The 23643-nt window shown below is 68.5% G+C and carries 19 protein-coding genes and 2 riboswitches; of the genes, 3 read left to right on the top strand and 16 right to left on the bottom strand.

The window, feature by feature from the left end; translation table 11 throughout:
- Positions 1-22: 22 nt before the first annotated feature.
- Genes cobN through HELO_RS04455 form a run of 4 tightly spaced genes read right to left on the bottom strand, consistent with a single transcriptional unit; the run spans position 23 to position 8110 of the window.
- The gene (cobN, locus tag HELO_RS04470; RefSeq protein ID WP_041601910.1) at positions 23-3892 is read right to left on the bottom strand and encodes a cobaltochelatase subunit CobN; all 3870 of its coding nucleotides are present in this window, start codon (positions 3890-3892) and stop codon (positions 23-25) included.
- Entirely contained in the window at positions 3892-5004 is a 1113-nt protein-coding gene (gene cobW / locus HELO_RS04465; protein ID WP_013331587.1) for a cobalamin biosynthesis protein CobW, read from the bottom strand. The genes cobN and cobW overlap by 1 nt, the downstream gene beginning before the upstream one ends.
- Entirely contained in the window at positions 5001-6374 is a 1374-nt protein-coding gene (locus HELO_RS04460; RefSeq protein WP_013331586.1) for a cobyrinate a,c-diamide synthase, read from the bottom strand. Before HELO_RS04460 ends, cobW begins: the two co-directional genes overlap by 4 nt.
- Entirely contained in the window at positions 6371-8110 is a 1740-nt protein-coding gene (locus HELO_RS04455; protein ID WP_013331585.1) for an AAA family ATPase, read from the bottom strand. The genes HELO_RS04460 and HELO_RS04455 overlap by 4 nt, the downstream gene beginning before the upstream one ends.
- 124 nt (positions 8111-8234) lie before the next feature.
- A riboswitch (cobalamin riboswitch) is annotated at positions 8235-8443 on the bottom strand.
- Positions 8444-8788: 345 nt separating this feature from the next.
- Here HELO_RS04455 and HELO_RS04450 point away from each other — a divergent pair.
- The 3 genes from HELO_RS04450 to HELO_RS04440 are packed head-to-tail and all read left to right on the top strand — an operon-like array spanning position 8789 to position 11630.
- Positions 8789-9805 carry an ABC transporter substrate-binding protein gene (locus tag HELO_RS04450; RefSeq protein ID WP_013331584.1) on the top strand — a complete coding sequence of 339 codons (1017 nt, stop codon included), beginning with the start codon at positions 8789-8791 and terminating at the stop codon, positions 9803-9805.
- On the top strand, positions 9802-10869 hold the full coding sequence (locus HELO_RS04445) for a FecCD family ABC transporter permease (protein ID WP_013331583.1): 1068 nt from the start codon (positions 9802-9804) through the stop codon (positions 10867-10869). Before HELO_RS04450 ends, HELO_RS04445 begins: the two co-directional genes overlap by 4 nt.
- The gene (locus HELO_RS04440) at positions 10866-11630 is read left to right on the top strand and encodes an ABC transporter ATP-binding protein (RefSeq protein WP_013331582.1); all 765 of its coding nucleotides are present in this window, start codon (positions 10866-10868) and stop codon (positions 11628-11630) included. The genes HELO_RS04445 and HELO_RS04440 overlap by 4 nt, the downstream gene beginning before the upstream one ends.
- A 25-nt stretch (positions 11631-11655) precedes the next feature.
- On the opposite strand, the gene HELO_RS04435 is transcribed toward HELO_RS04440, so the two are convergent.
- The 12 genes from HELO_RS04435 to HELO_RS04380 all read right to left on the bottom strand — a co-directional run bounded on the left by HELO_RS04435 (position 11656) and on the right by HELO_RS04380 (position 23580).
- Positions 11656-12423 carry an ABC transporter ATP-binding protein gene (locus tag HELO_RS04435; protein WP_013331581.1) on the bottom strand — a complete coding sequence of 256 codons (768 nt, stop codon included), beginning with the start codon at positions 12421-12423 and terminating at the stop codon, positions 11656-11658.
- The gene (locus HELO_RS04430) at positions 12423-13421 is read right to left on the bottom strand and encodes a FecCD family ABC transporter permease (RefSeq protein WP_013331580.1); all 999 of its coding nucleotides are present in this window, start codon (positions 13419-13421) and stop codon (positions 12423-12425) included. Before HELO_RS04430 ends, HELO_RS04435 begins: the two co-directional genes overlap by 1 nt.
- A complete protein-coding gene (locus HELO_RS04425; protein ID WP_013331579.1) occupies positions 13408-14289 on the bottom strand; it encodes a cobalamin-binding protein in 882 nt (293 codons plus the stop codon). The genes HELO_RS04430 and HELO_RS04425 overlap by 14 nt, the downstream gene beginning before the upstream one ends.
- Positions 14290-14318: 29 nt before the next feature.
- Positions 14319-16142 carry a TonB-dependent receptor domain-containing protein gene (locus HELO_RS04420; RefSeq protein ID WP_013331578.1) on the bottom strand — a complete coding sequence of 608 codons (1824 nt, stop codon included), beginning with the start codon at positions 16140-16142 and terminating at the stop codon, positions 14319-14321.
- 122 nt (positions 16143-16264) lie between these two features.
- A riboswitch (cobalamin riboswitch) is annotated at positions 16265-16484 on the bottom strand.
- A gap of 20 nt (positions 16485-16504) precedes the next feature.
- Positions 16505-16948, bottom strand: coding sequence for a bifunctional adenosylcobinamide kinase/adenosylcobinamide-phosphate guanylyltransferase (locus HELO_RS04415; RefSeq protein ID WP_013331577.1), 444 nt, complete (start codon positions 16946-16948; stop codon positions 16505-16507).
- Positions 16900-17538: a histidine phosphatase family protein gene (locus tag HELO_RS04410; protein ID WP_013331576.1), complete on the bottom strand. Its 639-nt coding sequence runs from the start codon at positions 17536-17538 to the stop codon at positions 16900-16902. Before HELO_RS04410 ends, HELO_RS04415 begins: the two co-directional genes overlap by 49 nt.
- Entirely contained in the window at positions 17490-18248 is a 759-nt protein-coding gene (cobS, locus tag HELO_RS04405; RefSeq protein ID WP_013331575.1) for an adenosylcobinamide-GDP ribazoletransferase, read from the bottom strand. Before cobS ends, HELO_RS04410 begins: the two co-directional genes overlap by 49 nt.
- Positions 18245-18781 carry a bifunctional adenosylcobinamide kinase/adenosylcobinamide-phosphate guanylyltransferase gene (locus HELO_RS04400; RefSeq protein ID WP_013331574.1) on the bottom strand — a complete coding sequence of 179 codons (537 nt, stop codon included), beginning with the start codon at positions 18779-18781 and terminating at the stop codon, positions 18245-18247. Before HELO_RS04400 ends, cobS begins: the two co-directional genes overlap by 4 nt.
- The gene (gene cobD / locus HELO_RS04395) at positions 18778-19863 is read right to left on the bottom strand and encodes a threonine-phosphate decarboxylase CobD (protein ID WP_013331573.1); all 1086 of its coding nucleotides are present in this window, start codon (positions 19861-19863) and stop codon (positions 18778-18780) included. The genes HELO_RS04400 and cobD overlap by 4 nt, the downstream gene beginning before the upstream one ends.
- Entirely contained in the window at positions 19860-20843 is a 984-nt protein-coding gene (gene cbiB / locus HELO_RS04390) for an adenosylcobinamide-phosphate synthase CbiB (protein WP_041602402.1), read from the bottom strand. Before cbiB ends, cobD begins: the two co-directional genes overlap by 4 nt.
- Positions 20830-21888 carry a nicotinate-nucleotide--dimethylbenzimidazole phosphoribosyltransferase gene (gene cobT / locus HELO_RS04385; protein ID WP_049786190.1) on the bottom strand — a complete coding sequence of 353 codons (1059 nt, stop codon included), beginning with the start codon at positions 21886-21888 and terminating at the stop codon, positions 20830-20832. Before cobT ends, cbiB begins: the two co-directional genes overlap by 14 nt.
- 81 nt (positions 21889-21969) lie before the next feature.
- A complete protein-coding gene (locus HELO_RS04380) occupies positions 21970-23580 on the bottom strand; it encodes a glucan biosynthesis protein (protein ID WP_041601909.1) in 1611 nt (536 codons plus the stop codon).
- Between the last annotated feature and the right edge of the window lie 63 nt (positions 23581-23643).

Below are 23643 nucleotides of genomic sequence, written 5' to 3'. Positions count from 1 at the left end.
TCGGACGCGGGGCTCGGCTGGCCTAGCCACCATGGGGCAGGCCCTCCCGGCGCTCGTCGAACTCGAGCAGCAGGTCCTGCAGCGCCTCGCCACGCTCGCCGGCCTCCTGCCACAGGCCGCGCTGGACCGCTTCCAGCAGTCGCTCGGCCATCTCCTCCAACGCCGCGCCGTTGTGCTCGCGCAGGAAGCGCTGGTTGGTATCGTCCAGCACCAGGGCATCGGTCACCTGGGCATACTGGTAGTCGGCCACCAGGTCGGTGGTGGCGTCGTAGGCAAACAGCGTATCCACGGTGGCGGACATCTCGAAGGCGCCCTTGTAGCCGTGCTCGCGCATGGCCTCGATCCACTTGGGATTGAGCACCCGGGAACGGATCACTCGGGCAAGCTCTTCCTTCAGGGTGCGGATCCGTGGCCGCGCCGGGTTGGCGTGGTCGGCGTGGTAGATGGCCGGCGCCCGGCCGCCCAGCGCGCGACCGGCATTGGCCATGCCTCCCTGGAAGGCGTAGTAGGTACTGGAGTCGAGGATGTCGTGCTCGCGATTGTCCTGGTTGTGCATCACCGCTTGCAGCCCCTCGAGCTGGCGTTCGAAGGCGCGGCGCGCCTCGGTGCCGGACGCCGGGAACTGGCCGTAGGCGTAGGCACCGGCCGAGAGGTAGGCCTCGGCCAGTTCATCGGCATTCTCCCAGGCCCGCGAGTCGACCAGCCGCTCCACTCCAGTGCCGTACTCGCCGGGCCGGCTGCCGAATATCCGGTAGGCGGCCTCGCGGTCTGCCTCGTCGGGTGGGAGGCCCGACGCCTCGAGCTCGCCGCGACGCGCTTCGACCGCCGTGCGGATGGTGTTGCCGTCACCCGGCTCCTGGTAGGCCGCCACTGCCCGCACCGCGGTATCGAACAGCCGGATGACATGGGGAAAGGCATCGCGGAAGAAGCCGGACACCCGCAGGGTGACATCCACCCGGGGACGCCCGAGCAGCATGCCGGGAATCACCTCGACGTCGACCACTCGCTGCGAGCCGAATGACCAGACCGGCCGCACGCCCATCAGGGCCATGGCCTGGGCAATGTCATCGCCGCCGGTACGCATGGTGGCGGTGCCCCAGATCGAAAGCCCCAGGCGGCGCGGGTAATCGCCGTGCTCCTGCAGATAACGCTCGATGAACGCCTGGGCCGAGGCCTCGCCCAGCGACCAGGCGGCGGGCGACGGGACGCTCCGGTTGTCGACGCTGAAGAAGTTGCGCCCGGTGGGCAGCACGTCGAGCCGACCGCGGCTGGGGGCACCGCTGGGTCCGGGAGGCACGAAGCGCCCTTCGAGCCCATCGAGCAGCGCGCCGATTTCCCGCTCGGCACCGTCTTGCATGTCGGCCCAGAGCCCGTCGCGGGCATGGCGACACAGCACGGCAGTGGCCGGGTAGTCACGGGCCAGATCATCCGAGTCGCCCAGCTCGAGCACATGATCGGCCACCAGCCGCTCGGCTAGCTGCTCGAGCCGCTCGCGGGTGTCGGCAGCGCTGCGCCAGGCGGCATCGCTCAGCTCGGCCAGCACCGCCGGCCTCGGGCCGTGCCAGGGGTCAGCCCCGGCCGCCAGGGGATCGAAGCAGGAGCCTTGGTCATCCGGCTCGCACAGCCCCAGGTCATCCGCCAGGGCATGCAGCAGGCCGCGCTGGGTCGGTGCCTGCCCGCGTGGCAACCTCAGGATGGCGACCAGGGTCGCCGCCCGCTTGGCCGGCGGCGGCAAGGTCCCCAGCACATGCAGGCCGTGGCGAATCTGGGCTTCCTTGATATCGCATAGATAGGTGTCGAGCTCGTTGAGCAGGCTTTCGTCGTCCGCGGCGGCCTCGTCACCTACCGTCTGGCTCAGTTCCCGGTCGATGCCGGTGTCGCGCAGGTGCTCGAGGATGCGCTCGCGCAGCAGGGCTTCGCGCCGCGGATCCATGCCCAGCGCCTGGTAATACTCGTCGGTCAGGGACTCCAGTTCGGCCATGGCGCCGTACAGCTCGGCCCGGGCCAGCGGCGGCATCAGGTGGTCGATGATCACCGCCTGGCTGCGGCGCTTGGCCTGGGCGCCCTCGCCCGGGTCGTTGACGATGAACGGATAGAAGTGTGGCAGCGGCCCCAGGGCGATGTCCGGCCAGCACTCGGCAGACAGCGCGGTACTCTTGCCGGGCAGCCATTCCAGGTTGCCGTGCTTGCCGACGTGGATCACCGCATCCACCCGGTAGTGCTCGCGCAGCCAGTAATAGAACGCCAGGTAGCTGTGGGGCGGCACCAGCTCGGTATCGTGATAGCTCCGGATCGGATCGGCAGCCGGGCCGTCGTCGATGTCCCGCGACGGCTGGATGCCGATGAAGGTCTCGCCCAACCGGATGCCGGCGATCAGCAGCCGCCCCTGGCGATGCTTGGGATCCTGCTCGGGCGCGCCCCAGCGCCGCCAGACCGCCTTCTGAAGCGTGACCGGCAAGGTGCGGAACCAGGCCAGGTAGTCGTCGACGCCGAGGCTCTGCCAGCTACCCCGCCAGGCCAGCGACTGCGGGTCGTTGGTCACGCTGCCCTGAAGGCGGCGAATCAGCGCGTCACCGTCCGCGGGCAGATCGACGAGCGGGTAGCCGGCCGCCTCGAGCGAGCGCAGCAGGTTGAGCGTCGAGGCCGGGGTGTCCAGGCCGACACCGTTACCGATGCGGCCGTCGCGTGTGGGATAGTTAGCCAGCACCAGCGCCAGGCGTTTGTCGGCGTTGGGCGTGTGGCGCAGCCGTGCGTAGCGCCAGGCCAACTCGGCGACGAAGGCGGCACGCTCGGGGTGCAGTCGGTGGCGGACCACCGACAGCTGGCAGCGCTCGCTGTAATGGGCCTCGGCCTTGAAGCCCACCGCGCGGGTGATGACACGCCCGTCCATTTCCGGCAGCACCACCTGCATGGCCACGTCGCGGCTGTGCAGGCCTGCCGCCTTGTCGCGCCAGTCCTCCTCGGTGCTGCTGGCGAGCATGGCCTGCAGCACTACCGGCCGGCCGACGAAGAGACTTTCCATGCCCGCGTCGAGCGCGCCATCCGAGACATCGGCGTCGTCCGGTGCGCGATTGACGGAAAAGCCGGTGGTATTGACCACCAGGGCCGCGCCGGTTCGCTCGATCAGTCGATTGACGAAGGTGATGCAGGCCTCGTCCTTCAACGAGGACACCGCCACCGCCAGCGATTCGAGCCCGCGGGCACTCAGCGCCTCGACCAGGCCGTCCAGCACTGCGGTATTGGCGCCCTGCAGGTGGCTGCGGTAGAACAGCACCAGGCAAACCGGGCGTGCGGGATCGCGCCGGGCCTCCCAGTCCGCCAGGCTCGCCTCCGACTGTCCCAGCAGATTGATCAGCGCCGCGGGAATCGCCCTGGGCTCGCGCCACGCGAGCGGTGTCTGTTCCAGACATTCCGTGGCGACGAAACGCAGCAGTTGCTCGGCGTTGTCGGCGCCGCCTTCCCTCAGGTAGCGCCATACCCGGCTCGCCACGTCGAACGGCACGCTGGAGGCCTGCAGCAGGGTGTCGTCCGGAGCGTCGCAGCCCGGCACCAGGATCAGTTGGCGCTCGTTGTCCGCCGCTGCCCAGGCCTGCAGGCGCTCGAAGCCGTACCGCCAGTAGGCGCTGCCGCCAAGCAACGAGACGATCACCAGGCGCGCGTGCTCCAGCACGCGGTCCTCGTAGAGATCGTAGGCGGCAGGCTTGACCAGGTTCATCCAGTTGGCGAGCCGCAGCGTCGGAATGCCCTCTCCCAGCCGTTCGGCCGCCAGGGCCAACGCCGACAGGCTGCTGTCGGCGGCCGACAGGATCACGACCTCGGCGGGGTCCTGCTGCAGATCGACGATGCCCTCGTCGTCGACGAAGCCCCCTGGCTTGGCGGCGAACAGGTGCATCAGGCGGGCGTCGCGGTCTCGGCACCGGCCAGGGCCGCCTGCAAGGCCTCGCGGTCCAGCGCCCGGCCGATGATCACCAGCTCGGTGTGGCGCGGTTCGCCCGCGGTCCACAGCCGGTCGTAGTAGCCGTCGAGACGTTCGCCGACAGCCTGGATCACCCGCCGCATGGGCTTGCCGGGAATCGCCGCGAAGCCCTTGGCGCGATAGATCTCGTGGGCCTTCAGGAGCTCGCCCAGGCGCGCCTCCAGCGCCTCGCCGTCGACCTCGCCCAGGCGAATCACATGGCCATCGAAATGATCGTGAGCGTGATCGTGATGGGCGCCCTCGGCGTGGTGGCGGTCGTGGTGGTTGTCGATGCGGTCGATGCCCGCCTCGCTGGCCGCGCCGATGCCCATCAGGGCCTCGAGGCGGGCCGGATCGTCGGCCAGGCTCGGATCGATGAACAGCGTCTTGACGGCGGTGGGGACCTTGTCGGCCACCAGCTCCTCGACGCGCTTGCGCTCGTCCACCGAGAGCAGGTCGCTCTTGCTGACCAGCACCAGGTCGGCGGCGCTCAATTGATCGTCCAGCAGCTCGCGCAGGCTGGGGTCATGGTCCAGGCTGTCGTCGGCGCGACGCTGGGCCTCGACCTGGTCGACATCGCTGGCATAACGGCCGGCGGCCACCGCCGGGCCATCGACCACGGTGATGATGGCATCGACGGTGCAGTGCTGGCGCACCTCGGGCCAGTTGAAGGCCTGGACCAGCGGCTTGGGCAACGCCAGGCCGCTGGTCTCGATCAGGATGTGGTCGATGTCGTCGCGGCGGGCCACCAGCTTCTTCATCACCGGCAGGAACTCCTCCTCCACGGTGCAGCAGATGCAGCCATTGGCCAGCTCGAAGATGCCGCCGTCCTCATCGAGGGCACGCGCGCCCTCCTCTTCGGCACCTTCCTCACAGCCAAGAGCACAGCCGCGCAGCAGGCTGGAATCGATATCCTGCTCGCCGAACTCGTTGACGATGACGGCGATGCGCTTGCCGGTGATCTGGCGCAGGATACCGGCCAGCAGGGTCGTCTTGCCGCTACCCAGGAAACCGGTCACCACCGTGGAGGGAATCTTGTTCAGGTTCATCCTTGGCATTCCTTTATCGAATCGGCCTCGACCGCGTCCGCCCCGAACAGGCGGGCCACGGCGGCGGGGTTGTCGGGGAAGAACAGGTGCAGATAGGTGGCCGTCAGGCGCCGTGCCCGATAGATCGCCTCGCCCGGCGCAGAGTGACGTTGACGCTGCCCGTGAGCGATGGGCTCGGGTGTGCCGCTGGCCTGGGAGCGGTGGTGAGCATGACCGCGCACCGGCCCCTCGGGCAGGCCGGCGGTCTGCATGCCCTGGCAGCCACGCCGCCCTCGCATGGCGCCATGTCCAGGCAGCAGGCCCAGCATGGCGTGGGTCTGCTCGTCGGTGTCCGTCAGGCTCTCCAGGCAATAGAGCAGGCCACCGCACTCGGCCAGTATCGGCAGATCCGCGGCGAAGGCCCGCTGGATGTCGTCGCGCATGGGGACGTTCTCCGCCAGGCCGGCAGCGTGAAGCTCGGGATAACCGCCTGGCAGCCAGAGAGCATCGCAGGGTGGCAGATGGGTGTCGGTCAGCGGCGAGAAGATGCGCAGCGTCGCGCCCATGCGCTCGAGTAAATCCAGGTTGGCCTGATAGACGAAGCTGAAGGCGGCGTCGCGCGCCACGGCGATGGTGCGGCCGGCCAGCCATGCCGGCGGCGCGGCGGCCTCGGTGGGTGCAGAGGTGAAAGCCACCGGCGCCATGCCCAGCAGGGCCTCGGCCAGCCCCTCGGCCTCGAGCGCCTCGGCGCCGGCCTCGAAGCGCGCCTCCAGGTCATCGCGAATCTCTTCGGCCTGGACCAGCCCCAGGTGGCGTTCGGGCAAGGCCAGGGCCGGATCGCGAGGCACCGCCGCCAGCAGCGGCACGCTTTCGGGCAAGGCCGCCTCGATCAGTTCGCGATGTCGCGCCGAGCCACAGGCGTTGGCGATCAGCCCGGCGATGCGGATGTCGTCGCGAAAGCCCGCCAGGCCGGCCACCAGGGCCGCCGCAGTCTGGGCCATACCCTTGACGTCCATGACGATGACCATCGGCAGGCCGAACAACGAAGCGAGGTCGGCGCTGGAGGGCTCGCCGTCGAACAGCCCCATGGCGCCCTCCACCAGGATCAGGTCGGCCTGGCGAGCCGCCTCGTACAGGCGCCTTCGGCAGTAGGCCTCGCCGGCCATCCACAGGTCGAGCGAGTCGACCGGCTGGCCCGAAGCCTGGGCCAGCACCCGGGGATCCAGGTAGTCCGGGCCGGTCTTGAAGACCCGCACCACCTTGCCCCGGCGGCGCAGCATCCGCGCCAGGGCGGCGGTCACCGTGGTCTTGCCCTGGCCCGAGGCTGGCGCGGCGACGAATACCGCCGGGCAGGTCGCGCTCGTCTCGCGCAGCGTCGCGTGCTCGCTCATGTCGCCTCCGGACCGGCCAACGGCCGGTAGGCCGCGCCCAACCGGCGGGCGATATCCCGGCCCCGCCCCCGCTTCACGGCGGCGGCCTCGGTGTCGACGACGACGCAATCGCCGAGCGACGGCAAGCCGCGTAGCGACTGGCGGGTACGGCCGTCGGTGATCAGGTAGGTGCGCACCTTGAGACCGGCATCCTGACATCGCCACTGGCGGATCAGCCGCGCCGCCCGCTGAACGGCCTCGCGCAGCGGCGTGCCGCCACCGCCGGGCGTGGCGTCGAGCCGCTCGAGCAGGTCCCTGGGCGAGCGACGCCGGGGAAGAATGGTGGCGATGCCGTCATTGCCGAACCCCAGCACCGCGATCTGCTCGCGGGCGGCATAGGCCTGGCGCACCAGGCCGTCGACCATGCCCTTGGCCCGGCCCAGCAGGCGTTGGCCGAGGGTGGAGGCGGAAGTGTCCAGCAGAACGAGGTGCAGCATCGGCTGGCCGGCGCGCGGATGCTGATAGCGCAGGCGCTGCCAGGGCCACCGCCCGCGGTTCTCGACCAGGGTGGCGAACCAGTCCGGGCGGGGCGTGAGGTGGTCGTATCGAGAGCGCCGAGTGCGGCCCTGGCCCGCCTGAGCGCCGGCCTGCCGGCTCGCGGCCGGTACCGAGGACGCGCCGGCCCTGGGCGCCGTGGCGGTGGTTTCCGGCCACGACGGCAGCACTGCGCCGACGCTCGGCTGCGTCACCGGCGGCATGGCCCCCCACTGCCCCTGAGGGGCCGGGTCGGCCTCCTGGCCATGGGAAGTGGAGCCGGCACCCGGCGCGTTTCCACTCTCTCCATCGCCGGACGGCGGCGTACCGCCCTGCTCGGGAGGCGTTTCGGGCTCGGTGGTGCGGCGATGGGCCAGCACCCAGGGCTCGACGGCGTCCAGATCCTCACGGCCAACCCGGTCCTCGCCCCGCCAGGCAGCGTGGGCCCGGGCCGCGCGGTGCCAGGTAACGTCGGCCCGCAGCCCCTCTACTCCGGCGGCCTGGCTGTGCGTGGCGATGTGCTCGTAGACCCAGGGTTCGACCGAGATCCCGGACAGCCGCTCGCGAGCCTCGACCAGACGCCGTGTCAGCGTCGCCTGCTCGGCCTCGTGCGCCGCGGCGAAGGCTCGGGGGTCGCGGTCGAAGGCTTCGCGCTGTCGCACAATGGCCACTCGCTCCGTCACGTCGGCCGCCACCTGCTGCTCGACGCAGAGGCCGAAGCGATCGAGCAACTGGGGCCGCAGCTCGCCCTCGTCGGGATTCATGGTGCCGATCAGGCCGAACTCCGCCGGATGGGAATGGCTGATACCGTCACGCTCGACGAGATTGACGCCGCTGGCCGCCACGTCGAGCAGCAGGTCCACCAGCGAATCCGGCAGCAGGTTGACCTCGTCGACGTACAGCAGGCCGCCGTGGGCCCTGGCCAGCAATCCCGGCTGGAAGCGCGTCTCGCCCTCGGCCAGCACCCGTTGCAGATCCAGGCTGCCGGTCAGGCGCTCCTCGCTGGCACCCAGCGGCAAGGTGACCAGCGGCGGTCGACGGCCTTCGGCGTCGTCCGGCAGGATCGCCGCCAGCGCTCGGGCCAGGGTCGACTTGGCACTGCCCTTGGGACCGCTGATCAGCACGCCGCCGATGCGGGGATCGATGACGTTGAGCAACAGCGCGGTCTTGAGCGCCTGTTGGCCGACGACGGCGACGAAGGGGTACGCGGTTTCGTCGGTCATGTCGCCGCGACCCGCCGGGAGCGGGCGGACGCAAGACAGGCACCACGGCGGACACCCCGCCGGGAGGGGAAATCGGAAATCGCAGGCATGTTGAATCCTCTCGGTGCCCACCGCACCGCCTTGGGATGACACGAAACGACGGGCCGGTCTCCGGGCTCGAAGGGGCGTGTGCCAAAGCCTCACGCCTGACCTGCACCTTCCCGGCGGATGCCAGTGGTCTTCGCAGGTCGCTCTTCATTACCGTTGCGGGGGCAGCGATGGAATCGGCCGGGGCCTCACCATACTTCCCGATTATCCCCTGGTGTCAGGGGCACCCATCTTCGAACGAAGCATCGTAAAGTAACTGGAGTGACCGGCGCAAACGTCGACAAAAAGTCTTGCGTCGCCCGACGCTTCGAATCTCGCTCTCTCCGATGGCAAGGTCGTATCCTCGGCCGGTGGCGGTCGTCATGGAACGATATGGGGACGACCATGGCCCTGCCGCGAGGGCTCATTTCCGGCATCGATGGGCTTGCCACTCTTTAAGGTTATGATATAGCATAACATAAAATTCCCGAACGAAAAACTCGGGATACAGGCGGTGGAAATCGGAGCAGAGGAAGTGGAGAATGCAGCGAATTTCTCGACACTCCCGGGTGTCATCCAACAGTCCCATAACCAACATCCGGACATAGGCGCATGAATTCCGTTCGCAAGGCACTGGCAACATTATCGCTCATCCCTGCCTCATTCGCCGTGGGTGATACCACAGAATATCCACTGTCGATCATCAATTGCGGCCAGGAAATACACTTCTCTTCCGCACCAAGTCGCACCGTCACCATTGGTCAGTCGGCCACCGAAATTCTCTATGCGCTGGGGGTCGGCGACCGACTCGAAGGCACATCGGTATGGTTCAATCCAGTGCTGCCGGAATTCCAGGAAATCAATGCGGGTGTCGAGCGTATCGCCGACAATGATCCAAGCTTCGAGGCCGTGGTTAACAAGCACCCCGAACTGGTTGCCGCCCAGTATGAATGGCATGTCGGCCCCACCGGCAGCGTAGCGACCCGCGACCAGTTCCACGACCTGGGCATCGCCACCTACATCATGCCTGCCGACTGCGATACCAAGGACAATGCGACCGGAGGAGACGGCACTCGAACCGCTGCCTTTTCCATCGATTCGATCTACAAGGGTATCACCGAACTTGCCAGCATCTTCGATGTAAAAGAAGCTGGAAAAACCTTGGTTTCCGACCTGGAATCGCGTGAAAAAAGTGCCATCATCGAGGCCAAAAATCTCGATCTTCCGGATGACCTTTCGGCAGTATTCTGGTTCTCGTCTCCTGACGGTTCAGCCGATCCCTACGTTGCCGGTCGGCTCGGCGCTCCGGGCTACATGATGGACAAGCTAGGTCTCCGCAACGTGATCCAGTCCGATGAGGAATGGCCTGTCGTCGGCTGGGAATCGATCGCCCGCTCCGATCCCGACATCATCGTGGTGGCGCGCATGGATCGACGCCGCTACGCGGCCGACAGCGTCGAGGCCAAGCTGGATTTTCTTCACCATGATCCCGTGGCCCGCGAAATGTCGGCGGTGAAGAACGACCGCATCATCGAGATGGATGCCCACGCAATGAGCGCCACGATGCGCACGATCTTCGGTCTCGAAACACTGGTCGATGCCCTGTCGACCCTGTCCTTCGAACGATGATAGCGACCGTGGCAAGCGCCGCCCCCGCGCGCTCGGAATGGCACTGGATATGGCTGACGCCGCTGGTACTGTTCGTCGCGATAATGGCTGGCACTGCCATCGGCGAGACGTCGATCCCCATGGACACCATCCTCAAGGTACTGGCCAACCGATTAGGGGGGACGTCATTCGCCGTCGACCGGATCGAGGCCGGCATCATCTGGGATTACCGGCTCAGCCGCGCGATTCTCGCGGCTTGCTGCGGCGCCGGGCTGGCTCTGGCTGGCGTCGTTCTCCAGGCCCTGCTGCGCAACCCGCTCGCCGATCCCTTCCTGATGGGAATCTCCGCCGGAGCCTCGACCGGCGCCGTCACGGTCACCATTGCCGGTGTCGGCACCGGCGTCCTGACGCTGTCGCTCGGGGCCTTCGCCGGCGCCGGCCTGGCCTTTGGCCTGGTCGTGGCCCTCGCCCATGCTGCCGGCAGCAGCACCGGCGGCGGCCGTGGCACCCAAGCGGCGGGGGCCATCATCCTCGCCGGCATTGCCGGCTCTCAGCTGTTCAATGCCCTCACGGCCTTCATCATTGCCAAGTCGGCGAGTGCCGAGCAGGCCCGCGGCATCATGTTCTGGCTGATGGGCAACCTTTCCGGCGTGCGCTGGGAAGACGTCTTCCTGGGCTTGCCCGCCGCCTTGACGGGCCTGGTGATCTGCCTCTGGCACCGACGCGCACTGGATGCCTTTACCTTCGGCACCGACAGCGCCGCCTCGCTCGGCATTCCCGTGCGCCGGGTGCGAGGCGTGCTGATCGCTGCCATGGCGCTGGTAACCGCCGTGATGGTTTCCATGGTCGGCGCCATCGGTTTCGTGGGCCTGGTGATTCCCCACGCCATGCGTTTCCTCGTCGGCAGCCGCCACACCCGCCTGGTGCCGGCCTCGGCACTGGCGGGCGCGATCTTCCTGATCGCCTCGGACATCCTCTCGCGCACCCTGGTGTCGGGGCAGGTGCTGCCGATCGGCGTGGTCACGGCATTGATCGGGGCGCCGGCATTCGCCTTGATCCTGATTCGCGGAGCGAAGAGACGATGAGACTGGCCGCCGAACACATCGACTGGAAAGTTCACGGGCACAGGCTACTGGACGACGTCAGCCTCACGGTGGAATCCGGCGAGACCTTCGGCCTGATCGGCCCCAATGGCTCCGGCAAGACCACCCTGCTGCGCATGCTCGCCGGACTGCGCAAGCCGAAGGCCGGGCGCGTGCTGGTCGACGGCCAGCCCATGAGCGCAATGCGGCGACCCGACATCGCCCGTGCCATCGCCTTCGTCGAGCAACAGGCGGACACCCTCGATCGGCTCGAGGCACGCGAGGCGGTCGCCCTGGGCCGGACGCCCTTCCTCTCCCCGTTGCGGCCCTGGTCCGAGCAGGATGATGCCATCGTCTCCCGTGCCCTCGAGGATGTCGGCATGCGTCATCTGGAGAATCGCCTCTGGCATACGCTGTCCGGCGGCGAACGTCAGCGCGTGCACATCGCGCGGGCCCTGGCTCAGCAACCGCGCGCCCTGCTGCTCGATGAGCCCACCAACCATCTGGACGTGCGCCACCAGTTATCGATCCTGCAACTGGTCAAGCAACTACCGATCACGGTGGTCCTCGCCCTGCACGATCTCGGCCAGGCCATGGATTGCGACCGCATCGGCGTGATGGAAGGCGGACGCCTGATCGATATCGGCCCGCCCCGGCAGGTGCTGACCCTGGATCGACTGCGGCATACCTTCAGCGTGCATGCCGATCTCATCGACGATCCGCAGGATGGTCGCACCATCCTGCGCTTTCGCCACGCGCTGTAGGTCTCTCCCGGATCCGGCCCTGCCCTTACCGCACGGGCACGAAGACCGGCGCGCCGTCGACTTCCACGGTGGTCAGGGCTTGATCATAGAGCCGTTCCAGGGCCTCGGGCACCAGCATGTCACGAGCCGCCCCCCAGCAGGCCTCGCCATCGGGATACAGCAACAGCAGATGGCTGCACCAGCGCGCCGCCAGGTTGAGGTCATGCAGGCACATCACCACGCCGCATCCCTGCCGTGCCTGCTGCTCGAGCAACGCCATGGTCGCCACCTGATGGTGGAGATCGAGGTGATTGGTCGGCTCATCGACGAGCCACCAGCACGGCGCCTGGGTCAGGACCGTGGCCAGGCTGACCCTCTGGCGTTCGCCGCCGGAGAGGCTCGACACCAGCCGGTCTTCCAGGTGCTCGAGTTCGAGACGCCGGAGCGCTTCCCGGGCTCGCGCGATATCCGTCTCCCCTTCCCGCTGCCAGGGCGACAGATAGGGATGCCGGCCGATCAACGCGGTTTCCAGCACGCTGGCGGGAAACTCATCGTGGCGCTCCTGGAACACCACGCCCAGCCGCCTGGCCACCTCCCGGCGACGCCAGCGCGACAGTGCCCTCCCTTCGAGATGCACCTCCCCGTCGCGCGGCGCCCTAAGGCCCGCCAGGGTATGCAGCAAGGTGGTCTTGCCGGCCCCATTGGGGCCCAGCACGCCCCATCGCTCGCCCGGCGCCATACGCAGGTCGAGGGGACGCCCCGAGGCACGCCCCGGCACATCGACGATCAAGCCATGCGCTTCGAGGCTCGCCATCAGCGACTCCGATAGAGCAGGTAGAGAAAGCTCGGCACGCCCAGCAACGCAGTGATCACGCCCACCGGCAATTGCTGCGGCGCGATCAGGGTGCGCGCCAGGGTATCGGCGAGCGTCAGCAGGGTGCCACCGGCCAGCAGGCTGGCCGGCAGGATCAGCCTTTGGTCGTTGCCCAGTCGCAGACGCAGCATGTGCGGCACCATCAACCCCACGAAGCCGATGCTGCCGGCGGTGGTCACCGCCACGGCGGTGAGCAGGCTGGCGACCAGATACAGCGTCCACTCCAGGGGACGCACCGCCACGCCGAGTGCGGCGGCCTGCATCCCGCCGCGCGCCAGCACATTGAGGGTGCGCCCCAGCGGCGCCATCACCACCAGACTGAGCGCGGCCACGCCCAGCACCAGCCAGGGCGAGCCCGCATAGCTCAGGTCTCCCATCAGCCAGTAGAGCATGCCGGGCAACTGCTCGACCGGGCTCACCGCCAGCAGGAAACTGATCAGGGCACTCCAGCCGGCCGCCATCACCACACCGGTGAGCAGCATGCGGGTCGGCGTCCAGCTACCCGTGCCATGCGCCAGGCCGAAGACGATCAGCGTCGAAGCCAGGGCGCCACCGAAGGCCGCCCCGGCGACCAGCGAACCGCCCAGGCCGGCCAGCATGGCCAGCAGGGCGCTCACCGAGGCACCGCCGGAGAGCCCCAGCACATAGGGATCGGCCAGGGGGTTGCGCAGCAGCACCTGCATCAGGGCGCCGGCCAGGGCGAGCAGCGCGCCGGTACCGAAGGCCGCCAACGCCCGGGGAAGCCGCAGGTCGAGGACCAGGGTGCGATGCAGCGATTCGCCACCGCCCCCGAGCACGGCGAGCAGTGCATCCGGCGACAGCGACACGCTACCCAGCGCCAGGGCCAGCCCCTGTGACAGGAGTGCCGCCAGCGCCAGCAGCACCAGCGGCCAGATACCCGTCGGTATCCCGCTGCGCCGGGTCTCAGCGTCGCTCACGTACCACCTCCAGGTGATGGCAGATCTGGCGGGTTCCCTCCAGCAGCCTGGGGGTCGCGCGCTGCACCAGGTCCGGATTGACGAAAAAGAGGTTGTCGCGACGTACCGCCGTCATGTCCGGAAAATCGCGCCAGGCCTCGAGCCAGGTGGAATCGGCCTTGCCCATCCCGCCGGTGATGATCGCTTCCGGATCCCGGGCCAGTACCGCCTCGACGCCGATGCGCGGCACCAGCGACGACTGCTCGGCGAAGAGGTTGACGCCTCCGCACAATGCCAGCGCCTGACTGATCCAGTGCTCGCCGTTGATCGTCATCAGCGGTGATTCCCAGATCTGATAGAAGACATCGACCGGAACGCTGTCGGCATGGCGTGCCCGCAGTTCGGCCACTTCCCCGCGCAGACGCTCGGCAGCCTCGTGCCCCTCGGCCTCGCTGCCGGCAAGCGCGGCGAAGCGCTCCAGGCTCGACGCGATGGCGTCGAAGTCGGCGGCATCGGAGAAGAACACCGGCGCACCGAGTTCGGGCAACCGCTCGAGCTGCTGCTCGGGATTGCCGCCGGCCCAGGCCACCACCAGATCCGGCGACAAGGCCAGCAGCGCCTCGAGATCAAGGCGATCGTAACTGCCCACCCGCGGCAGGTCGGCGGCCTCGGGAGGATAGTCGCTGAAGCTGACCGCCCCCACCAGCCGATCACCGGCACCCGCCGCGTAGAGCAGTTCGGTGACCCCGGGCGAGAGCGCCACGATACGCTCGGCCGGCGCCGGCAGGCAGACCTCGCGCTCGGCATCGTCGGTCACGCAAACCTGATCCTCGGCCTGGGCTTGCCCAGCCCCCGCCAGACCAAGCCCCAGCCAGACGGCCAGGGCCATCGGGCACCGCGTGTCGCCTCCCGCCGGCATCAACCGCCGAAGCTCACGCTGAGAAAGGCCGCACGGCCGGCGCTGTCGTAGCCACCAACAGTCTGGTACTGCTTGTCGAGCAGGTTCTCCAGCGTCAGGCGGGTCGACCAGCCCGGGGCGAAGTCCCAGCTGGCACGCAGGTCGAAGGTGGCGAAGCCGCCGAGACGCTGCTGGTTCTCGGCATCGTCGTAGCGTTCGCCCTGGGCGATCACTGAGCCGCCCAGCGTCCAGTCGCCCAGTTCGCGGTCGGCGTCGAAGCGCAGGCTTTTCTTGGCCCGACGCGCCAGCTGATTGCCGGTTTCGCGATCCTCGGGATCGGTATAGGTCAGGGCGGCACGCAGGCTCCAGTCCAGCACTTCCGCGCCGGTGGAAAGCTCCACGCCGCGAATCCGTGCACGCTCGACGTTCTCTGGCGTATCCACGAACCCATCGCCGTCGGTATCGATATTGGAGATCAGGTCATCGATATCGGTCTGGTAGAACGCCAGGTCCCAGAAGCCGCGGCCGAGCTGGCCACGCAGGCCGAGCTCGACACTTTCGGACTCTTCCGGATCAAGGTCGGGGTTGGCGAAGCCGGGATAGTAAAGATCATTGAAGGTCGGCGCGCGGAAGGCCGTGCCATAACTGGCACGCAGGGTATGGATGTCGTCGAGCTCATAGCCCAGCGCCAGGCTGCCGGTCGTCTCCTCGCCGTAGGCCTCGTTGTCGTCGTGGCGCAGCGCGGCCTGGACAGTCAGCGGCGAGAAGTCCAGCAGCGCCTGGGTGAAGACGGCTGTGTTGTCACGGCTATCCTCGTCGTAATCGACGGTGGAGTCGACGTCGTCACGGGCATATTCGGTGCCAGCGACCAGTTCATGGCGACCGAGGGCGAGGGTGTTCTCCCAGCGGGCGGTGCGAGTACGGGTATCGAAGACCGACTCACCGGTGCCGCCGTGGGTCTCTCGCTCGTCCCGCGCCTCACTGAGCGTCAGGCGGCTGCGCCAGGTGTCGGTGATCGGCAGCTCGCCATAAACGCCGGCCACCTGCTGCACGTAGTCGGTATCGCTGGGCGTACCGAAGGAATCGAACTCGGTGTTGCCTCGCGCCCGCAGCCCCAGCACCCCAAGCTCGGCGCCGCTCTCGAAGGTGTGAGAGAGGCTCATCAAGCCGGTGGTGTTGTCATAGCCCTTGTCGCCCTCTCCGTCGACGATCTCGTAGCCGTCGCTCTCCAGCCGGCTGGCGGCCACGTAGTAGCGAGTGCCGTCCTCGCTGCCCGACAGCGATGCGCTGGCGCGGCGAGTATCGAAGCTGCCGCCGCCCAGGGTAATCCGCGGGGTCGGCTCGCCCTCGCCTTCCGGCGTGAACAGTTGAACCACGCCGCCCACCGCATCGGCGCCATAGAGGCTGCCGCGCGGGCCGCGCACCACCTCGACGCGCTCGAACATGCGCGGGTCGAGAAACTCCCAGGACGGGCCGCCGGCGGTGGCGGAGCGCAGGCGGATGCCGTCGATCATCAGCGGCGTGGACTGGCTGCCGGCTCCACGCAGGTAGACACTGCTGTTCTTGCCGAAGCTGCCGTTGGAGGAAACCTCCACGCCGGGCTGGGCGCGCAACACATCGGTGATGTCGGTGGGATCCTGGCGGCGCAGCGTCGCCTCGTCGATGACCGAGACAGAGGACAGCGATTGGCTGGCCGTGCGCGGTGCCAGGGTGGCGGATACCACCACCGGATCGAGCCGCTGTTCGGTATCGGCGTCGGTGTCGTTCGGAGCGGCGTTGGCCAGCGGTGTGGCGCCCAGGCAGAGAGAAGCCAGGCCCCAGCGGAAATAGCGAGAAGTCGTCATGATGTTCGTCCCGGAGCCACACGCACCCGTGCGGCATGAACCCTTGAATGGTCGGACGCGGGACGGGTCGGGACACGGCATCTAGCGGTTGGCGGGCCCTGCCCATGGACCACCCACCGCGTCCAGGCATGCGTTCCCAGGCCGGTCTCCGGGCTGACGAGCAAGCATTGACGCTTCGGGTCGCCGCCTTCCCGTGCCAGGCACAGTGGCTTATGGCGAACCCTCGACTCGATCACCGTTGCGGGGGCAGCGTCGGACTGGCTCCATCCGGAGCGCACCGACTTCCCGTTTCATCCTGGCCCATCTGCGCGGGCCTCGGACACCTGAGAGTGCGCGTAAGCTAGCAACCGAACGTGGGGGCGTCAACGCGCCGAGCGGGCGGCACTGCGTCGTTTCAGGCAACTCGCCAGGCCATGACGCAGGTACCACACCTCATCGGCACGCACCGCGGCGTCCTGGGCGAGCCAGCCGGCCAGATCGCGCAGACGCCGATCCCGCGGCTCGAGGGGCACGATGCCCCGCCCCATTTCGGGCAGGATCAGTACCCATTCGATGTCATGCGCAGCCTCGGCCTGGTAGAGCGCCTCGAGCCGCTCGCCGAGCCGGGCCCGCAGCCGGTCGTCATCGCTCTCCGCCGCCAGGGCGGTCTCCAGCCAATGGTGCCAGCCGGTGATCACCCGCGTCCGCCCCGCCGGGCGCTCCTCGCGCCAGGGCTCTTCCTCGGCCGTCGACCAGACCGCCTCGGGAAAGCGCGAGGCTACGAGGTCGCGCTTGCCGGCGTGGGCACCGCCGATGAACAACTGCATTGCCATTCTCCTTCGCTGTACTCCAGCGACCAGCAACGCCCTTCGGCCTGGCCGACGCTGCCTTCCCAGAAATCGACGGTCTCGAAGCGCCGCCGCAGTTCGCGAATCACCCCGCCATGGGCCACCGCCAGTATCCGCCGATGCCGCTCCGCCTCGGCCGTTGCCAGCGCCTCTGTCAGCCAGGCGGAGAGACGCTCGCGCATCGCCGCGGCGGACTCGCCGTCCGGGGGCGCCGACTCCCCTTGACTGTCGATCCAGGCACGGTAGCCGGCGAGGTCCTTGAGCTCGTCATAGGTCCGCCCCTCGTAGGCACCGAAATCGAGCTCGCGCAACCGCGCATCGAAGCGCGGCGCCGGCCACGTCCGCCCTTCGGACAGGTGGGCAAGCGTCTGCCGGCAGCGTGTCAGGTCGCTGGCGTAGACGGCGTCGAAGTCCTGATCCGCCAGATGGCGACGCAGGCGATCCATGGCCGGCACAGAATCCGGCATCAGCAACGGAATGTCGCGCCGGCCCTGGTAGCGGCGCTGCCGGTTCCAGGCCGTCAGACCATGACGTACGACCACCAGCTCCAGGCGATCAACAGCAACCATAATTCCCCTCCCTCGATGGCGGCGCCGACGATGTCGCCGTTGATGCCGCCGAAACTCCGGCGCATCGCGCCGCCATAGATCACGATGAACACGGCCATGGCCAAGGCCAGCCAGATGCCTCCCGGCACCCAGGCCAGCACCGCTACGGCCGGCAACGCCGCCAGCCATGCCTCGCGATGTCCGAGACTCCTTTGCCAGGCATGCGCCAGGCCTTCGTCGCGCGCCGCCGGCACGCCCACCAGCAGGGCGACGGCCCCCCAGCGCGCCAGGGCCGGAATCGCCACCAGGGCCCAGAGGCTCGCGCCCTCGTCGAGCAGTACCCAGAGCAGCATGCCCTTCCAGGCCAGGTGAAGCACCAGGGCCAGTACCGCAAAGCTTCCGACGTGGGGGTCCTTCATGATCGCCCAGCGCCGTTCGCCGGACGACTGGCAGCCCAGGGCATCGGCCAGATCCATCAGGCCATCCAGGTGCAGGCCGCCGCTCAGCGCCACCCACCCGCTGAGCAGGGCCAGGGCGACGAGCGGCGCCGGCCAGGCATCGCGCAGCGCCATGCCGAGCAGCGCGAGCAGCACGCCGATCACGAGCCCCACCAGGGGATAGCTGCGCGCCGCCCAGCGCCGGGTCGCCGGGGTCCATGGGCAGACAACCGGCACCGGCAAGCGGGTCAGGAACTGGAGCGCCAGCAACGCTCCATAGCCTGCGTCCTTCATCCGTCGCCTCCCTTCCAGTCAATGGCCTGCCCCGCCACCACCTCGATGACCCGGTCAGCTTCCCGGGCCAGGTCCCGGTGCAGCGCCTGCAGGAAGGCCAGGTAGCGACGGGCCACGGCATGTCGAGGCGGCACGTCCTCGTTGAGATCGTTGGACACCACCACCAGATCGAGGGCCCGCCGTCTTGCCTCACCCAGCGTGCGCGCCAGCATCGCGCGCCCCTCCGACGCGTCCAGTCCGGCCTCGAACATGGCCTGGCTGGCCCACAGGGTCAGGCAATCGAGCAGCACTGCGCTGCCCGGCGTCACCCGTTCGAGCGCACCGGGCAAATCCAGCGGCGCCTCGAGGGTGATCCAGCCCTCGCCACGCTCGCGTCGGTGGCGGTCGATGCGTCGTGCCATCTCGGCATCCCCGGCACGCGCCGTGGCCAGGTAATAGCAGGCGACACCACGGGCGCCTGACGTCGCGCGAACCCGCTGCTCGGCCACTGCACTCTTGCCCGAACGGGCACCTCCTGAGACGAAGGTGATCATCGCCGCCCCCGCCAGTCGGCCAGGGCGTCGAGCAGCCGGGCATTGTCGTCTTCCTCCCGGAGGGCCAGGCGCAACCAGCGCCCTTCCAGTCCCGGGAAGTTGTGCGTGTGGCGCGCCAGGATACCGCGCCGCAGCAGAAACTCGAACATGGTCTCGGTGCCCGCCCCGCCATGCAGCAGGAAGAAGTTGGCATGTGTCTGCGGCACCGTGAAACCCAGCGCCCGCACATCCTCCGGAACCCGCCGCTGTCCGGCCAGCCAGCGCCGGGTGGCAGCGAGATAGTCGACATCGTCAAGCAGCGGCTCGACCAGGGCCTCGGCCAGCGCATTGACGCTCCAGGGGGCTCGCCATCCGCGCAGTCGATCCAGCGTGTCGGGCGCGGCCAGCAGATAGCCGAGTCGCAGGCCAGGCACGTCGAACCACTTGGTCATCGAGCGCAGCAACCACAGGTTGTCGTACTCGGCCAGCAGCGGCGTCAGCCGGGCATCGCCATCAACGAAGTCGACGAAGGCTTCATCCACGACCAGCGTCGTTCGAGTCTCGCGACCGCGCGCCAGCAGGCGCTCGACCCGCTCGCGGGCGATCAGGCTCCCCGTGGGATTGTTCGGGCGACACAGGAAGAGCAGCTCGGCATCCGCCATCGCCGCCTCCAGCTCGGCGATATCCGGCTCGAAATCCGCGCCGCGCGAGATCAGCGTCCGTACGTCCAGCCCGTGCCGCCGACACGCCATGGCGTACTCGCCGAAGGTCGGCGCCACGATCAGCGCACGCCCACCGGCATGCGCGGCGGCAGCGAGTTCGATCGCCTCGATGCCGCCATGGGTCACCATGACCCGCTCGAGCGACACGTCCTCGTGCCTGGCGATGGCCAGGCGGGCCTGCGTGCCATCGGGGTCCGGATAGCGCGTGAGGCTGTCGACCGCCCCGGCCAGCCAGTCGCTGAGCCAGGCGGGAGGCCCCAGGGGGTTAAGATTGGCGCTGAAGTCCACCACCGGATGATCGGCCGGCAATCCGAAGCGTGCCAGCAAGGGCGCGATACGGCCGCCATGCGCCGGCCAGGCGTTATCTGCCGCGTTCTTCATGCCAGCAGACCTCGCGCCATCACCAGCGCCGCCATCATGACCAGAAACATCGCCCATCCCCCGTGCATCAAGTGCAGGGCGCGCCCGATATGCCCGGCATTCAGGCCTTCCCGTGGCGTGCCCAGGGTCGCCCGGTGCGAGACCCTGCCTGCATAGTGATTGATTCCCCCGAGCCGAACCCCCAGCAGGTTGGCCGCCATGGCCTCGGGCCAGCCCCCATTGGGGCTCGGGTGGCGCGGTGCCTCATGCCAGGTGGCAGCCAGGGCGCCACGCCGCCGGTAGCCGGGTAACCACCAGGCCGCACCCCACATCGCCAAGGCGGTCAGGCGTGCCGGAATCCAGTTGGCCATGTCGTCGAGACGCGCTGCCGCGCGCCCGAAATCCTGATAGCGCGGACTCCGATGGCCAACCATCGAGTCCAGGGTGTTGACCGCCTTGTAGGCCAGCGCCAGCGGCGCGCCACCGAGCAGAGCGAAGAACAGTGGCGCGGTGATGCCATCGACGGTGTTCTCGGCCACGCTTTCCACCGCGCCCCGGGCGATCTCGGGCTCATCGAGCGAGGCAGTGTCGCGACCAACGATCATGCCCAGCGCCTGGCGTGCCTGACACGACTCGCCCCGCATCAGCGGCCGGGCCACGGCGCGGGCGGCCTCATCGAGCCCTCGCGCGGCCAGGGTCGTGGCGAGCAGATACAGCTCCACCCCGCCGGCCAGCCAGGGATTCACCGACGCCAGCACGTGCAACAGCCCCCAGGCCAGCCCCCAGGTGCCGATCACCACCAGCAGCACGAGCCAGACGCCACGTCGGCGCCGTACCCTGGGTGAGCCATGGTTCCAGGCGCGTTCCAGCCAGGCGATCACCCGACCGATCCCGACCACCGGATGAGGCAGACACCGAGGGTCGCCCATCAGCAAGTCGAGCAACGCCGCCACCGCCACCAGGCCGAGCAGTGCCGGGGAAAAGGGCTCAAACAGGGTCATGGTGCCTTCCCGTTCCACCGTCATTGACGCCGGCTCCCTCGAAGGTCGCCATCTCCGCCAGCATGGCCGTGGCCGCCTCCAGCAGGGGAAAAGCCAGGGCGGCGCCGGAGCCCTCGCCCAGGCATAGATCAAGGTCCAGCAAGGGATCGGCCGACAGCGCTGCCAGGGCATGCGCGTGCCCTGGCTCCCGGGAACGGTGGCCGAAGATCAGGCAGGAACGTACCCTCGGTTCCAGGCGACAGGCGACCAGGGCCGCGACGGTGGCGATGAAGCCATCCACCAGCGCCGGCATGCGCTTCGCGGCCGCCTCGAGGTAGGCACCGACCATGGCGGCAATTTCCAGCCCGCCCAGCTTGGCGAGCACGTCCAGTGGGGCATCGGGATCCGCTGCCCGGGCCACCAGCGCCGCCTCGATGACGTCTCGCTTGTGGACCAGCGCCGCCTGCGTCACGCCGGTCCCCTCGCCCACCAGGTCCGCCACCGGCACACCGCTCAAGACCGCCAGCATAGCGCTGCTGGCGGTGGTGTTGGCGATGCCCATTTCGCCGACGATCAGGCAACGGCAATCGGCCGCCAAAGCACGCTCGGTGGCCCGGCGACCCACGGCGATGGCCGCCTCGGCCTCGTCGCGGGACATGGCATCCTCGCGTCGCAGATTGCCGGTGGCCCGGCGCACCTTGTCGTGCACGATGCCCGCCGGCGGCAACTCGCCCGCCACCCCGACATCGACCACCTCGAGGCGTGCACCGAGACGCCGCGCGAAGACATTGATCGCCGCGCCGCCCGTCACGAAGTTGGCCACCATCTGGGCCGTCACCGAGGGCGGAAATGCCGATACGCCCTCGGCGGCCACGCCGTGGTCGGCGGCGAACACCACCACTCCCGGCGGGGTGACCGTGGGAAAATCCTCCCCGGTGATGCCGGCCAGGGATACCGCCAGGGCCTCCAGCCGTCCCAGGCTGCCCGGCGGCTTGGTGAGGGTGTCGAGATAGCGCGCGGCACGCGCGGCGCAGGCCTCGTCGAAGTCGGGGATCGGATCGTTCATGGCGTGGCTCCGGCAGGTCACGAGAGGCGACATGCTACCAGAGCCACCTCGCCACGACGCCAGCGAGCCGCGCCAAATGCCTTACTCGAGGTGCCCGGGATTGTGCAGATCACGCTCCTCCGCGGGCGGCGGCGTCCATTCGTAGAGCCAGGTCTCGGTCAGCGGCCGGTCGCCACTTTTCAGGTAGAGCCGCAGAGTGATGGGCTCGGTGCCTTCATCGGGCGGCACCACGTCGAACATTGCGCGATAGCCTTCGATGGCGTCCAGAGGCCGCGCCGAGGTGATCTCGACCCGGCCGCGCGAGGCATCGATGACGGGCTCGACCTCGACATCCTCGCCCAGCGGCATGGGGCCACCCGCGAAGTCGACCACAAAGCGCCAGCTGAAATATTCGCGTCGCTGGCCAACCACGCCACCGAGTCCGGTGCGTGTCGCCACGCAGCGCGCCAGAGAAGGCTGAGCGGGCGAGGTATCGCACCAGTAGAGGCGGTAGCCGAACAGCAATTCCTCGCCGGGTTTGGCAGGCTCGGCAGGATTCCAGAAGGCGACGATGTTGTCGAAGGTCTCGTCCAGGGTGGGCAGTTCGACAAGCTGTATCGACCCCTTGCCCCAGTCGCCCCTGGGCTCGACCCAGACGCCGGGACGGCGCTCGTAGAAGACGCCATCATCCTGGTAATGATCGAAGTCGCGGTCGCGTTGCAACAGGCCGAAACCGTGCGGCGAACGCTCGCCGAAGGCATTGAAGCGCAACCGCTCCGGGTTGGTCAGGGGGCGCCAGATCCATTCGCCGCTGTCGGTGTGGATCGACAGGCCGTCGGAGTCGTGAATCTCCGGCCGCCAATCCCAATTCGCGTCCCGGTCGTTCTCGCCGACCATGTACATGCTGGTCAGCGGCGCCACCCCGAGCCGCTCGATGGGCCGACGCGGATAGAGGGCCGCATCGACGTCCATGACGACCCCTTCGGTATCGCTGATGACGAATCGATAGGCGCCGGTGACGCTGGGCGACTCGAGCAGTGCATGGACGATGACGCTCGCCTCGTCATCCGGGGATCGCTCCAGCCAGAAGCGGGTGAAATCCGGAAACTCCTCCTCGCGCGACGCCGAGGCGGTATCGATCGCCAGGCCACGTGCCGACATGCCGTACTGCATGGAGTCGCTCACCGCGCGGAAATAACTGGCCCCCAGAAAGGCGGCGACATCGCGCTTCCAGTCATCGCGATGGTGGAGCCGGAAGCCCGCGTACCCCAGATCCTTCGGGAGCCGCTCGCCATCGACACCCGACTCGCCGAAGTCGAATCGCGAAGGGTCATAGTCGAGCTCATGGGCACGGCCATCGACGACCTCGTAGATGCGCACCGGTGTCCTGAAGTGGAGCCCCAGGTGGAACAGCTGGGCGCGAAATGCCGAGCCGGGTTCATCGCGCCACAAGGCGTGATCGGGCCGGTACTGGATCGCCTGGTAGGCATCCCAGTCGAGATTCCGGATCGGCTCGGGCAGCTCGATGGCATGCTCGCGCGGTGGCTGGGTGGACAGCTTACGGGCCAGTCCCTTGAGCCAGGCATAGTCGAAGGGCTCGCCGGCCCCGTTCCCCGGCCCGGCATGTTCCGCCGCCGCCAACAGAGTGGAGATCGGCAACAGTCCGCTGCCGCCGAGCGCTCCCGTTATCTTCAAGAAATCGCGTCGCTTCATGTCGGCTTCCTTCTCGCATGGCATCCCTGAAGAGAGCGCGGTTCCTGCGGCGCTCTCGCCGTT

This window comes from Halomonas elongata DSM 2581, assembly GCF_000196875.2.
Classification (GTDB): Bacteria; Pseudomonadota; Gammaproteobacteria; order Pseudomonadales; family Halomonadaceae; genus Halomonas; species Halomonas elongata.
This window is presented reverse-complemented; position numbering and strand designations above follow the sequence as displayed.

Excerpts from the sequence above, each read along its gene's own strand:
- cobN (WP_041601910.1), bottom strand. The coding sequence starts at position 3,892 with ATGCACCTGTTCGCCGCCAAGCCAGGGGGCTTCGTCGACGACGAGGGC.
- cobW (WP_013331587.1), bottom strand. The coding sequence starts at position 5,004 with ATGAACCTGAACAAGATTCCCTCCACGGTGGTGACCGGTTTCCTGGGT.
- HELO_RS04460 (WP_013331586.1), bottom strand. The coding sequence starts at position 6,374 with ATGAGCGAGCACGCGACGCTGCGCGAGACGAGCGCGACCTGCCCGGCG.
- HELO_RS04455 (WP_013331585.1), bottom strand. The coding sequence starts at position 8,110 with ATGACCGACGAAACCGCGTACCCCTTCGTCGCCGTCGTCGGCCAACAG.
- HELO_RS04450 (WP_013331584.1), top strand. The coding sequence starts at position 8,789 with ATGAATTCCGTTCGCAAGGCACTGGCAACATTATCGCTCATCCCTGCC.
- HELO_RS04445 (WP_013331583.1), top strand. The coding sequence starts at position 9,802 with ATGATAGCGACCGTGGCAAGCGCCGCCCCCGCGCGCTCGGAATGGCAC.
- HELO_RS04440 (WP_013331582.1), top strand. The coding sequence starts at position 10,866 with ATGAGACTGGCCGCCGAACACATCGACTGGAAAGTTCACGGGCACAGG.
- HELO_RS04435 (WP_013331581.1), bottom strand. The coding sequence starts at position 12,423 with ATGGCGAGCCTCGAAGCGCATGGCTTGATCGTCGATGTGCCGGGGCGT.
- HELO_RS04425 (WP_013331579.1), bottom strand. The coding sequence starts at position 14,289 with ATGGCCCTGGCCGTCTGGCTGGGGCTTGGTCTGGCGGGGGCTGGGCAA.
- HELO_RS04420 (WP_013331578.1), bottom strand. The coding sequence starts at position 16,142 with ATGACGACTTCTCGCTATTTCCGCTGGGGCCTGGCTTCTCTCTGCCTG.
- HELO_RS04415 (WP_013331577.1), bottom strand. The coding sequence starts at position 16,948 with ATGCAGTTGTTCATCGGCGGTGCCCACGCCGGCAAGCGCGACCTCGTA.
- HELO_RS04410 (WP_013331576.1), bottom strand. The coding sequence starts at position 17,538 with ATGGTTGCTGTTGATCGCCTGGAGCTGGTGGTCGTACGTCATGGTCTG.
- cobS (WP_013331575.1), bottom strand. The coding sequence starts at position 18,248 with ATGAAGGACGCAGGCTATGGAGCGTTGCTGGCGCTCCAGTTCCTGACC.
- HELO_RS04400 (WP_013331574.1), bottom strand. The coding sequence starts at position 18,781 with ATGATCACCTTCGTCTCAGGAGGTGCCCGTTCGGGCAAGAGTGCAGTG.
- cobD (WP_013331573.1), bottom strand. The coding sequence starts at position 19,863 with ATGAAGAACGCGGCAGATAACGCCTGGCCGGCGCATGGCGGCCGTATC.
- cbiB (WP_041602402.1), bottom strand. The coding sequence starts at position 20,843 with ATGACCCTGTTTGAGCCCTTTTCCCCGGCACTGCTCGGCCTGGTGGCG.
- cobT (WP_049786190.1), bottom strand. The coding sequence starts at position 21,888 with ATGAACGATCCGATCCCCGACTTCGACGAGGCCTGCGCCGCGCGTGCC.
- HELO_RS04380 (WP_041601909.1), bottom strand. The coding sequence starts at position 23,580 with ATGAAGCGACGCGATTTCTTGAAGATAACGGGAGCGCTCGGCGGCAGC.